10 protein-coding genes are annotated in these 11,967 nt (G+C 69.1%); 5 read left to right on the plus strand and 5 right to left on the minus strand.

What is annotated here, in order from left to right; all coding sequences use genetic code 11:
• Window positions 1-7 precede the first annotated feature (7 nt).
• Window positions 8-739: a TetR/AcrR family transcriptional regulator gene (locus HNV26_RS18305; RefSeq protein WP_171440443.1), complete on the minus strand. Its 732-nt coding sequence runs from the start codon at window positions 737-739 to the stop codon at window positions 8-10.
• A gap of 708 nt (window positions 740-1,447) precedes the next feature.
• On the opposite strand from HNV26_RS18305, the gene HNV26_RS18310 reads away from it, so the two are divergent.
• The 3 genes from HNV26_RS18310 to HNV26_RS18320 all read left to right on the plus strand — a co-directional run bounded on the left by HNV26_RS18310 (window position 1,448) and on the right by HNV26_RS18320 (window position 4,064).
• On the plus strand, window positions 1,448-1,924 hold the full coding sequence (locus tag HNV26_RS18310) for an Lrp/AsnC family transcriptional regulator (protein WP_011550359.1): 477 nt from the start codon (window positions 1,448-1,450) through the stop codon (window positions 1,922-1,924).
• Between the two features lie 3 nt (window positions 1,925-1,927).
• Window positions 1,928-3,148, plus strand: coding sequence for an aminotransferase-like domain-containing protein (locus HNV26_RS18315; RefSeq protein ID WP_171440442.1), 1,221 nt, complete (start codon window positions 1,928-1,930; stop codon window positions 3,146-3,148).
• 169 nt (window positions 3,149-3,317) lie between these two features.
• Entirely contained in the window at window positions 3,318-4,064 is a 747-nt protein-coding gene (locus HNV26_RS18320) for an SDR family oxidoreductase (protein WP_011550357.1), read from the plus strand.
• A 61-nt stretch (window positions 4,065-4,125) separates the two neighbouring features.
• Here HNV26_RS18320 and HNV26_RS18325 read toward each other — a convergent pair whose 3' ends face one another.
• A complete protein-coding gene (locus tag HNV26_RS18325; protein WP_171440441.1) occupies window positions 4,126-6,522 on the minus strand; it encodes a lytic transglycosylase domain-containing protein in 2,397 nt (798 codons plus the stop codon).
• A gap of 352 nt (window positions 6,523-6,874) precedes the next feature.
• Between HNV26_RS18325 and HNV26_RS18330 the strand changes: the two genes are divergently transcribed.
• Window positions 6,875-7,369, plus strand: a complete 495-nt coding sequence (locus HNV26_RS18330; RefSeq protein ID WP_253816747.1) for a hypothetical protein — start codon at window positions 6,875-6,877, stop codon at window positions 7,367-7,369.
• A gap of 81 nt (window positions 7,370-7,450) precedes the next feature.
• On the opposite strand, the gene HNV26_RS39010 is transcribed toward HNV26_RS18330, so the two are convergent.
• The 3 genes from HNV26_RS39010 to popC form a co-directional block, all read right to left on the minus strand.
• Entirely contained in the window at window positions 7,451-7,585 is a 135-nt protein-coding gene (locus tag HNV26_RS39010) for a hypothetical protein (RefSeq protein WP_301338443.1), read from the minus strand.
• A 1,092-nt stretch (window positions 7,586-8,677) separates the two neighbouring features.
• Entirely contained in the window at window positions 8,678-9,094 is a 417-nt protein-coding gene (popD, locus tag HNV26_RS18335) for a PopC secretion inhibitor PopD (protein WP_171440440.1), read from the minus strand.
• A gap of 63 nt (window positions 9,095-9,157) precedes the next feature.
• Window positions 9,158-10,585: a subtilisin-like protease PopC gene (gene popC / locus HNV26_RS18340; RefSeq protein WP_171440439.1), complete on the minus strand. Its 1,428-nt coding sequence runs from the start codon at window positions 10,583-10,585 to the stop codon at window positions 9,158-9,160.
• Between the two features lie 488 nt (window positions 10,586-11,073).
• Between popC and HNV26_RS18345 the strand changes: the two genes are divergently transcribed.
• Window positions 11,074-11,883, plus strand: coding sequence for a prolipoprotein diacylglyceryl transferase (locus HNV26_RS18345; RefSeq protein WP_171440438.1), 810 nt, complete (start codon window positions 11,074-11,076; stop codon window positions 11,881-11,883).
• Window positions 11,884-11,967: the final 84 nt, after the last annotated feature.

Consider the following 11,967-nt stretch of genomic DNA (forward strand, 5'->3'; position numbering starts at 1 on the left):
GTGTTCGTCAGCTCCGGGCGCCGCGCGCCGGTCGGCGGGCGGGACGCAGGGTGTTCTTCTTCGGGGTCTTCGGTTTGGGCTTCGGCTTCGAAGCGGCGGAGGACTTCACGGTGTTGCGGCCCGTGGACGCACGCGGGTCCAGGCCGTGGGAGATGAGCGCCATCGCGGTGTCGAGGACGCGCTCGAGCCCCGGGTCCTCCTCCCAGAGGACCCAGCGCATGCCGAGGAAATCACTGATGCCCATGAGGCAGTAGGCCAGCGTCTCCGGGTCCATGCGCCGCACCTGGCCCGCCTCCATGGCGCGGGTGAGCCCGCTCACGTAGCCGCGAGCGAAGCGGTCGTAGTAGCGGCGGTAGCAGGCCTCATCCACGAACTCCGCCTGGCGCACCACGCGATAGAGATTGGGGTGCTGCCGCACGAACTGGAAGAAGGTGCGCAGGCCCTGGCGCTCCACGTCGACGCGGTCCTCGCAGGCGGCCACGGACTCGGCGATGAGCCGGCGCAGGCGCGTGCCCAGCTCGTCCACCACTTCGATGAAGATGGATTGCTTGTCGGGGAAGTAGACGTAGAACGTCCCGAGCGCCACGCCCCCCTTGCGCGTGATGTCCGCGATGGAGGCGCGCTCGTAGCCCTTCTCACCGAAGACCGACTCCGCGGCCTTCAACAGCTTCGCACGCGTCTTCTGGCCTCGCGGCGTGACGGGTCCGGAGCGGTCTTGAGAAGATGAAGCCCGATTCATGTTTCACCTAGCGGTAGCACCCGGCAGGGAGGGTGTCAAAGCACGGTCGATGGCTTCGCGCGTCAAACCGCACGTTCGACGCACGGCGTCAGCACTCGTGCGGCGCCGACGTGTGCGAAGCCTACTCTGAATGTTCAGTACACGCGGCCACGCGACGGGAGCCGTTGCGCGTCGGGACTTGCCGCGCCGGAGGCGGCGCGTGCGCGACACGCCCCATCATCCTCGGCCTGAGCGACTGCCGGTGACGCGGACGCGCCCGCCGACCATTCGCTGCCCGGCAGTTGCTTCAAGCAGGCACGAGCCGATGAAGGGCTACCAGCGGCGAAGTCAAAGGCTGGAACGTCGCTCGACGGCGCGGCCACTCCGGCGCAGGTGAAACCTCACGGATGCGCCGCTCCATCGGAACAACCCAGCCCACCTGGGCGCTCCGCGCCGTGAACAGTCAGGCTCCAGCCCTCCGTTCATCCGGACACAATGCGCGGCACCAACGAGCCCCGGACAGGTGCCACCGCGCCTGGCTCGCCCCAGCTTCCAGCCGCCGTCCAGCCGAAGCCCCACCCGGCGGACCGGTACACCTTCCGACCGCCAATACCGGCACAGCAGCTGACGCGACGAGCCGTCACATTCGAGGTTGCACCCTTGGAGCATCAAATATAAATTATCTGCCGTCCCGCAAAAGTGCCTATAAATTCAAGGCAAACGCCCCCCATGTTCCTGGACGAACTAGACCACCGCATCATCGACATGTTGCAGCGCGATGGCCGTGCCACGCAGCTTGAGCTGTCGCGTGCGGTGAAGCTGTCCCAGCCAGCGGTGGCGGAACGGATCCGCAAATTGGAGGAGCGCGGCGTCATCACGGGCTACTCGGCCCGCGTGGACGCGGCGAAGCTCGGCAAGGACATCACGGCCTTCATCGGCGTGAGCATCGAGCACCCGAAGTACTTCGACGAGTTCCTGCAGAAGGTGCTGTTGCTGCCGGATGTCCTGGAGTGCCACCGCGTGGCGGGCCAGGACTCGTACCTTCTCAAGGTGAAGACGGCGAACACCCGTTCGCTCGACTCCCTCCTGGTGGGAACGCTGCGCACCATCGCGGGAGTCACCCGCACGCAGACCACCATCGTCCTGACGTCCATGAAGGAGGACACGCATGTCCGCGTGCCTCCAGACACCCCAAAAGGAGCGTGACGTATGAGCGCCGACGCGATGAGCGCCCCCCTTCCCCCGCCGCCCGTATGGCGGTTGGCCCAGCGGATGTCCCGCATCAAGACGTCCGCGGTGCGCGAAATCCTGAAGGTCGCCGAGCGGCCCGACATCCTCTCCTTCGCGGGAGGCCTGCCAGCCCCGGAGCTCTTCCCGCTGGAGGCCATCGCCGAGGCGCACGCCGAGGCCCTGGCCACCGAGGGCCGCGCCGCGCTCCAGTACAGCACCACCGAGGGCTTCGGCCCGCTGCGTGAGTGGATTTGTGGCCACCTCCAGAAGCGCGGCCGCCAGTCCAACGCGGACCAGGTGCTCATCACCAACGGCTCGCAGCAGGGCATCGACCTGGTGGCCAAGGTGATGCTGGACCCCGGTGACCTCGTCATCGTGGAGAACCCCAGCTACCTGGCGGCGCTGCAGACGTTCGGCGCCTATGAGGCGCGCTTCGCCACGGTGGGCAGCGACGACCAGGGCATGCGCACCGACGACCTGGAGCGCCTGCTGGCCACGCACAAGCCCAAGCTGGTGTACGTGGTCGCCAACTTCCAGAACCCCAAGGGCACCACCCTGTCGCTGGAGCGGCGGCGCGAGCTGGTCCGCCTGGCCCAGCAGTACCGCTTCCTCATCCTGGAGGACGACCCGTACGGCGAGCTGCGCTTCCGCGGCGAGCACGTGCCGTCCCTGTCCGCCTTCGACGACGAGGGCGTCGTCGTGTCGCTGGGCACCTTCTCCAAGACGCTGGCCCCGGGCATGCGCCTGGGCTGGGTGGTGGGCCCGCGCGACTTCGTGCGCAGCCTGGCCATCGCCAAGCAGTCCACCGACCTGCACACGGCCACGTTGGCGCAGCGCGCGGTGGCGAAGCTGCTGGCGCGCTTCGACTACGCGGCCCACCTGGAGTCGCTGCGCCCCGTCTACGGCGAGCGCGCCCAGGCCATGCTGGACGCCCTCCAGGCGCACATGCCCGCCGGCACCCGGTGGACGCACCCCGAAGGCGGCATGTTCCTGTGGGTGGAGCTGCCCGGCGGGCTGGACGCCCAGGCGCTGCTGCCCAAGGCGGTGGAGCAGAAGGTGGCCTTCGTGCCGGGCGCGCCCTTCTTCGCCAACAACCCGCGCCCGGAGTTCATGCGCCTCAACTACTCCAACCGCCCGCCGGATCTGATTGCCGAGGGCATGCGCCGCCTGGGCGCCGTGATTGCCGCCGAGTTGGGTTGAGCCGCTGACGGAGCACCCTTGCCGCGCCGCGTCGGAAACGACGCGGCGCTTTTCGTTTCAGCGAAGTTGAAGATTGATTCAGGTTTCACATCGCTCACCGCTGGCCAGCGCGGTCGGGGTTTCGTACCCTGCGCGGCATTTCGTACCACCCCACCTGCCGGAGAGACACATGCAGCTCAAGGACCTGAAGATCATCGTCACGGGCGGCGCCCAGGGCATGGGCGCTCACTTCGCGCAGCGCCTGCACGAGGCGGGCGCCCAGGTGGCCGTGGGTGACGTGGCCGAGGAGCGCCTCGCCGCGCTGCCCGCCGGCATCCACCGCCGCAAGCTGGACGTGTCCTCCGAGGAGGACATCGTCTCCTTCGTGAACTGGGCGCAGGGCGCCATGGGCGGCCTCAACGGCCTCATCAACAACGCGGGCATCCTCCGTGACGCGCTGCTGGTGAAGAAGGACCGGACCACCGGCGAGGTGAAGAAGCTGTCCACCGCCGACTGGAACGCCGTCATCGGCGTCAACCTCACGGGCGCCACGCTGATGGTGCGCGAGGTGGTGGCGAAGGTCGCCGAGTCCGGCCAGAAGGGCGGCGTGGTCGTCAACATGTCGTCCATTGCCCGCCACGGCAACCGCGGCCAGTCCAACTACGTGTCCGCGAAGGCGGCGCTGGCGGCCAACACCGTCACCTGGTCGCGCGAGTTCAGCCCCTTCGGCGTGCGCGTGGGCGCGGTGGCCCCGGGCATGATTGAGACGCCGATGACGCAGGGCATGAACCAGAAGGCCCGCGACGCGCTGGTCTCCAACATCCCCGTGGGCCGCATCGGCGTGCCCGAGGACATCTGGCTCGCCGTGAAGTTCATCCTGGAGTGCGACTACTTCAACGGCCGCACCATCGACGTGGACGGCGGCCTCAACTTCTGAGTCCCCTCCTCCAGGCGGCACGGCAGCGTGCCGCTTGGAGGCTCCGTTGGGAAGCCGCGCCTCACCGCCGGCTGGCGTCACTGAGGCGCATGTCCCTCAGCAGCGCGGGCTCGTCCGCGTAGAGCAGCTTGTAGGCGCTGTAGCTGCCGAGCACCTTCTTCACGTACTCGCGCGTCTCCTCGAAGCCGATGTGCTCTACCCATTCGTCGAGCTCCGCTTCGGGCAGCGTATGCCGCCAGCGCTCCACCGCGCGCGGCCCGGCGTTGTAGGCCGCCACCGCGTAGGCCACGTTGCCGCCGAAGTGCTTGACCAGTTGTCCCAGGTACGCCGCGCCCAGGCGGATGTTGGTGTGCGGCTGGAGCAACGCGGACTCCCCCGGCATCGGCATGTCCAGTGAGTCCGCCACCTGTCGCGCCGTGGCCGGCATCAGCTGCGCCAGGCCCAGCGCGCCCGTTGCCGAGCGCGCGCGGGCATTGAAGCGGCTCTCCTCGCGGATGAGGCCCTGGAGCAAGTCGGGGTCCACGCGGTGGGCCCGCGCGTAACGGGCAATGGACGAGCGGTACGCCAGCGGCCAGGTGGCCTCCCAGATGGGACGGGACGCGGCGCTCAGCGGACCGTGCACCTCCTGCTTCAGCGAGGTGCGCGCCACCTGCCGCGCCGCCCGATTGCGGCCGGTGCGCTTCAGCGTCTGATACAGCAGCCGCGCCGGAGCCTCGGGCAGCGCGCGCGCATCCACGGCGAGGAACTCCTCCACCGCGCCGGGCAGCCCCAGGCGCATCAGCTCCACGCCCGCGTTGAAGCGCGCGTCCTTCGCCAGCGCGCCGGGCGGCAGCGGCCAGATCTCCTCGGACTCGCCCACCTCCTCCACCGCTTCGTCCGCCGGGGCGTCATCGCGGCCAGAGCCACCGGTGCCCTCCATGGCCTCGGGAGGCACGGGCTTGGGGTACAGCCGCGCCACGCGCTCCGGTGAGAGCAGCGCGAGCCGTGAGCGGGCCAGCATCCCGTACCAGGCCGCGGGGCGCTCGGCGGCGATGTGCGCGTACGCATCGAGCGCCGCCTGCGCCGACGCGCCGGACTCCTGCATGCGCGCACGCCAGTACCGTGAGCGCCACAGCGCCTCGTCCGTGCGCGCCGCCTCGGGCAGGTTCTCCACCGCCTTCAGCGCGGCCAGGGCCGCCGGGGCGTTGGCCTTGCGGGAGTGCAGCCAGAAGGCACGGAAGAGCGACTCCGACGCGAAGTTCCCCGCCGGGTAGCGCCGCGCGGCCTCTTCGTAGCGCGCCAGGGCCGTCTCCACGTCGCCCGTGCGCTGGAGCAACCACGCCTCGAAGAAGAGCGCGTCATCCGCGTAGCCATGCTCCGGGTAGTCCCGGGCGAGCGTGGCGTAGGTGGTGACGGCCGCCTTCGGCTCCACCACCGACTGGGAGTAGCCCAGGATGTAGAGCGCCTGCGGCCGCTGCTCGGACGCGGTGCAGCCCGCCACCATGGGCTCCAGCACGTCGATGGCCCGGCGGTGCTTGCGCTCCTTGCGCAGCGCACGGCCGTAGGTGAGGTGCGCGCGGCAGGCCAGCTCATCCGGCATCTCCAGGTGCGGCAGCACCTTGTCCAGCAGCGCCATGCCGGCATGGTTGCGGTGCAGCTCCACCAGCGCCTCCGCGCGGCGCACCCGCCACTTGAGGGGCAGCGGCAGCCCCTTCAGCCGCTTCTCGGCGCGGCGCGCCTCGTTCGACAGCGGGCTGGTGGCCCACACCTCCAGCAGCGCGCGGTGCTCGGCGTTGTACTGCCCCTGCGCGCGCGCCAGGTCGCAGATGGCCAGCAGCGCCTTCATCCGGAGCGCGTCCGGCCCTCGCGACTGGCGGCTGTCGATGAGCTCCTGGAGCGCCGTCAACGCGCCCGGAATGTCCCCCCGCCGCTGGAGCACCCGCGACAGGCTGAAGCGCGCCTCCGGGTACAGCGGCGAGCCTGGGCTCACGCCGCGGTACTGCCCGGCCGCCGTGTCCAGCTTGCGCCGCCGCTCGTTGGCCTGGGCGGCCCGCAGCAGGCTGTGGTCGCGCAGCGCGCCGTAGCCGTCCGCCAGCGCGGCGAACTCTTCCGCCGCCACCGCGTGGTTGCGCGCCAGCAGCGCGCTCTGCGCCATGAGGAAGCGGACTTGCGGCGTGGCCTCCTCCTGGGCCAGCAGGCTCCGCGCCCGCGCGTAGCGCCCGCGCCGGAACTCCGCGTGGGCCTTCGCCAGGGTGCCTTCCGCGAAGTACGGCGCCAGTTGCTCGGGCCCGAAGGCCGCGGTGGACAGCTCACCGTCGGACGGCTGCGCCACGGGTGAGTCGAGCAGCGCTTCCAACTGGTCCTCGGAAAGCACCTCGCCGGGCTCTTCCTCCAGGGGCGCCTGCGCCCAGGAAGGACCTGCTCCCAGCATGCCCGCGCACGCCAGGAACACCACGGCACCTGCTCGAAGTCCGTCCATGACTGCCCTCGTTTTGAATCCAGGGGCGGCAATGCATCGGCACTCGGAGTGCGATTGGGACGGGTACCTCACATGACTTTCCGCGCGCTCGTCATCCAGCGGATACAGCGCGACCCGCGGTGCGACACCGGATGCTCGATACCCAACGGCGGCGCGCGCACGCACGTAGGACGCCCTGCGGACAGGTGGCGGTTTGCACCACCCGGGCCCGCGCGCTCCGGCAGCGGCGAATCTGGCACCAAAGACACTACTGCAACACGGTTGCGCAACTTGATTACACGTGAGATACGGCCAGACGTGCTGAAGCAGCCTGAGCGCTTCGCGCGATTCCACCCATGTGCCGGGAGCCGTGATGCATCCTCGACCTCTTCGACTGGCCCTCCTGGCCGCGACGGCGATTCTCTTCGCCGCATGCGGCTCTTCTGATTCCGACTCCGACGAAATCGAGTGTGGAGGATATGGACACCTCCATGGCGACCACTGCCACTGCGACGACGGCTATGTCGCGGACGGCCTCACCTGTGTCGTCGCCGAGGAGCCCGTCGAGGAATGTGGGGGCCACGGACACCTGCACGGTGACCACTGCCACTGCGACGAGGGCTACACCGAGCAGAACGGCACCTGCGTCGTCGCCGAGGAGCCCACGCTCGATTGCGGCGAGCACGGCCATGCCCATGGCGACCACTGCCACTGTGACGCGGGTTACGTGGAGCAGGACGGCACGTGTGTCGCGGAGACGCCAGTGCTGGACTGCGGCGAGCACGGCCATGCTCATGGCGATCACTGCCACTGTGACGCGGGTTACGTGGAGCAGAACGGCACGTGCGTCCCGGCTCCCGCACCGTGAGGCGCCCCTGAGTTCACGCTCATGAGCCAGTGACGGGCCCTCGTGTGGGATGACGAGGACCCGTTTTCATGAAGGCGCGGCTCAGCCCTCCAGGACCTTGAGACCCTTGCGGATGGGCGTCGGCTGGCCGCTCATCCGCTGGAAGAAGTTCCGGTTGTCCGAGCCCTGGTCGAACATGCTCAGGTTGCTGTCGCCGCGGCTGTTGCCCGGGCGCATGGCTGAAGAGTCCTGGTGCAGCGGCGCGCGTCTTGTTGTCGCTGGGCGTCCAGCTCTTGGGCGGGTGTCAGGCGCGAAGCGTTGGGCCTGGCCGAGGTTTTCGTCTTCTGCGTCTTGCGGGTGTCCACCTTCAGGGGCGTGCTATTGGAGCGGGAGGTAGGCGACTCCCTGACACCAGGGCTTCTCCTCCGCCTACCGCAGCGCGCGCCAGGGCCCGCTGCGAAACGACGTGATTTCAGTGGGTTACGCCTGTCTCTAAGGCATGAGGGGACAGGCGCCCCCGTGACGCCGCTCACCGATGGCTGATTGGCGTCACCCGTCACCACCACTGCCGCGTCTGGCGGCGGATCCGCTCCACGCGGCTCCGGACGCTGCGGTGGCCCGAGGCCAGGCACCCGCACCGCCTGCCGGCCACACACCGCGCCGCGACGCTGGCGTGGGAGCTGGCCTTCGGAGCGCTGGAGGTAGCGGGCGGGCGGGACACCCGAGGGGAGCGCCTGCGTCGGCAGCAGCGGCACGAGCTACCTGGATTCCAGGCCGTCATCGCGCCACCTCCAGGTGAGAAAGGCTGCACGCACCTCGTGAGGGCTTCATCGCCAGTTGCATGGATGGACTCCGGGGCTCGCGTCCAACAACCGCGAAAGGCAACCTTCATGCCTTTCAACGGACAGACGCAGGTCCCTGGTTTTCCTGGCGGTACCGGAACGAGCTGACTGTGCGCGTGTGCAATGGACGTCACACCGCGTGACGCGGGTGCCAGAGCGACACGGCGACAATGGGAGACATTCACTGCTCACCGCGTCGTCGCGCGCACAGCCTCACACGCGATGCGCTTCACCCTGTCCACGAGCCGACGTCATCCCTCGACTCGCGGACGACTGGCAGGACGACGGGCTAATCACGAGATTCCAAGCTATTCAGGAAGAAGCGGCGGAGCCGTCGGTTCTCAGTAGCGGAAACGAGGGCTCGGCCACATCTTCGGGAAAGGCGGAAACATGCGCCTTTCCAGGTGGCGGAAGGGCCACCCGGGCAGCCCTCTTCAGACAGGGAGGGAGTCCCAGACCAGGGGTGCGAGGCGAGGGGCACCCACCGCTAGATGAGGTCGAGGGGCATCATCGTGCCCGCTTCGAACTCCGGGGCACGGCGCAGCTGGTCCAGCACCCGCGGCGCGCAGCGCAGGTGAAGCATGGGCATGGAGCCCGGCTCACTCACCGAGCGCACCGCGCCCAGGAGGTGGTGTGCCTCCAGCCAGCGCATGAGGCTCTGGTGGAACTGCGCGCTTTCGGCCAGGCCCGACTGGTGCACTTCCGCTCGGGAGCGGACGGGCGGCCGTGGAGACGCGCGTCCACGCGACGCCGCCGCCGGCTCCTCGCGGGGCATCACCGTCACGTCAATCCAGTCGGGCTGCGTGTCTGTACCCGCGGCGCCCGGCAATGGGCGCACGCGCGCGGACAGACCCGGGACGCCGCCGACCCGGACGTCCCCCCACTCGCCATTTTTCCTGCCCATGGCCCTCATCCTCTCCCGGGTCCGGCGCTCTCATGGCGCCGACCCCGGCTTCAACCACCACCGTCACCTGAATACGGCCAGGCCCTTGCCTGTCTTGTGCGTTCCCGACCGAGGGAGCTTCACCGCATTCGACAGGATCAAATCCCTCACCTCGAGCGCCGTCAAGTCAGGGGCACGGCAACGGTACAGCGCCGCGATACCCGCTACATAAGGCGCTGCCATGCTCGTGCCACTCATTCGCTCGTAGAACGCCTGGTTGTTACAACGACGCTCCGTGCTGGAATAGACATTCACCCCATACCCCATGATGTCCGGCACGACGCGCCTACCCACGGTGCCACTCGCGGAGAATGTGGCCACGTTACGCGCGAAGTCGACCGCGCCGACAGCCAGTGATTCTGGAAAGGCGGCTGGATAACCAACCGTGTCGGGTCCACTGTTACCTGCCGCCACAACCGGCAGGACATTGCTGTCGAGCAGGCGACGAATCATCGTCTGCAGCGCGCGCAGGTTGAGGTTGTAGTCCGCCTCCGAGATGCCGGGCGGCGGCATCAGCGGGAAGCCGAGCGACAGGTTGACCACCGCGGGCCGCGTCGAGTTCTCCGGGCGGCTGAACTGGTGCAGCAGCCACTCCATGCCCGCGGCCACGCGGCCCAGGCTGGTGCGGATGGTCTCCGATTCGATGACGGACGCGACGTAGAGGTCCACCTCCGGGGCGACGCCGTGGTGCACACCGGCGGCGATGCCGCACACGTGCGTACCGTGGCCGTCCGGGTCGAAGCCGCGGATGTCACGCGCCGGATTGTGCGGCGAGTTGGGGAACAGCGACACGTAGCGGAACTGGATGACGCGCGCCGCGTGCTCGGGGTGGTCCGCGTCCACACCGGTGTCGAGGATGCCCAGCATGACGCCGGCGCCGCGGATGCCCTGGGCGTGGGCCAGGGGAACGCCGCACTCGTCGGGCCACTCGCGCTCGGCCAGCGAGGACATGCCCCGGTTGCGCGGTCCGGGTTGTCCCGCCGACACCGGGCCGGGGAAGGACAACGGGACGACGTCGGGGATGAACTCGAAGTCGCGCTCCAGCGCGCCGCGGGCTTCCTTCTCCGTATGGTCTTCGTAGAAGTGCGCCATGGTGGCACCGATGAGCGGCATGTACCGGTAGCTGCCGGGCTCCGCGCCGGTCTGCTCGGCCACCGTCGCGCCCGGCATGGGCGGCGTGGAGGAGTCCGAGCCGCGCGTGCCCGTGCGCGCCGACTTCGCGCCCTTGCCCTTCCGACGGCGCTCTTCCTGTCCACTGACGGGCGGACGCGGACCGGGCAGCGTGGCCGACCGCAGCCCGAGCGCGAACAACGCGTCGGGCGCCTTGTTCGCCACCGCGAAGCGCAGCGCCGTCGTGCGTGACAGCACGCGCTCACCCTGCTCCGTGCCGCGAGGCCCCACACGAGCCTGCGTCTCGATGGACTCCTTTGGAACCAACAGGTAGGACTTCATGAGTTGTGTGCTCCTTGAACCACCGTGCTACGCCGGACGCATGAGGCGAGGTCATCCGGCATCAGGTCAGCACCCGTCGCGTGCGGAGCCTCGCGCGTGCGACAGGGGCAATGGGGCCGCGCTCGTGGCCGCGCGCCCGGCCCGACGTGACAGTCTGCTCGCGACGTCATGCCTGTCCCCCTTCCTCCAGAGAGGCCCTGCGTTCCCGTTCGATTGGACAGGAAGGGCCTGACAAAAAACCACGGATTTCCCGTAGTACACGCACGAATGGATTAATTCGGTTCTAACTGGCCTTGCGCGAACGTCCGGAAGTGGGAGTGATTCCCTCCCGGGTACGAGCGAGGTGCCCGGAGGCACACAGGAGCGGTGTCCTCCACCCGACCTCCAAGAAGACGAGGCCGGGAAAGACTCCGTTCCGACAATTGTTCGCCCACATCCCTCCGCCCGGATTAAGGGTGGGACGTTCGCATCCCCTGGAGCCGCCTGACGTGATTCCCTATTGGCACGCCCCCTCGATTGAGCTGGGGCCCCTGAAAATCGAGCCCTTCGGCATCTTCGTCGCGGTGGGCATCCTGCTGGCCGCTCGCCTGCTTGGCCGCAACGCCGAGCGCGAAGGCCTGAACCCGGAGCCGCTCGCGGACTTCGCGCCCTGGGGCGTGGGTGTCGGCGTCGTCGTGGGCCACTGGGTGCACCTGTTTTTCTACCACCCGGAGGAGCTGTCCAAGAGCCCGTTCCAGATTTTGAAGGTCTGGGATGGCCTGTCCTCGTTCGGCGGCCTCCTGGGCGGCATCCTCGCCGCCGTCGTGTTCTTCAAGGTCCGCAAGCTGCGCTTCTCGGACTACGCGGACTCGTTCGCCCTGGGCGTGGCGCCTGGCTGGGCGGTGGCGCGGCTGGGCTGCTTCGCCGTGCATGACCACCCGGGCGTGCCCACGGACTTCTTCCTGGCGGTGGCCTTCCCCGGCGGTCCCCGGCACGACCTGGGCATGTACGACGCCATGGCGCTCTTCGCCATCAGCGGCGTGCTGTACGCCCTGCGCAACGCGGGGAAGCTGAAGGGGCGCCTGCTGCCGCTGCTGGCGGTGCTGTACGCGGTGTGCCGCTTCTTCTTCGACTTCCTGCGCGCCACGGACATGGCCTACGTGGACGCCCGCTACTTCGGACTGACGCCCGCGCAGTACGGCTGCATCGCGCTGATGCTCTACGGCATCTGGGGCGTCCTGCGGCCCCAGGCGCCGGGCGCGGCCACCTCGCCGCCGCCGTCGTCGCCGAAGAGCCCGGGAACGGCGGGCGCGCGGTAGGCTCGCAACGTCCGCTGCCCTGCTCGCGGCGGCCTGGCGTCTCATGGGCCCGGAGTTCCGGCGCATCCGCGGCGGGCTTCCGGG

The sequence above is a fragment of the Myxococcus xanthus genome, assembly GCF_013116825.1.
Classification (GTDB): Bacteria; Myxococcota; Myxococcia; order Myxococcales; family Myxococcaceae; genus Myxococcus; species Myxococcus xanthus_B.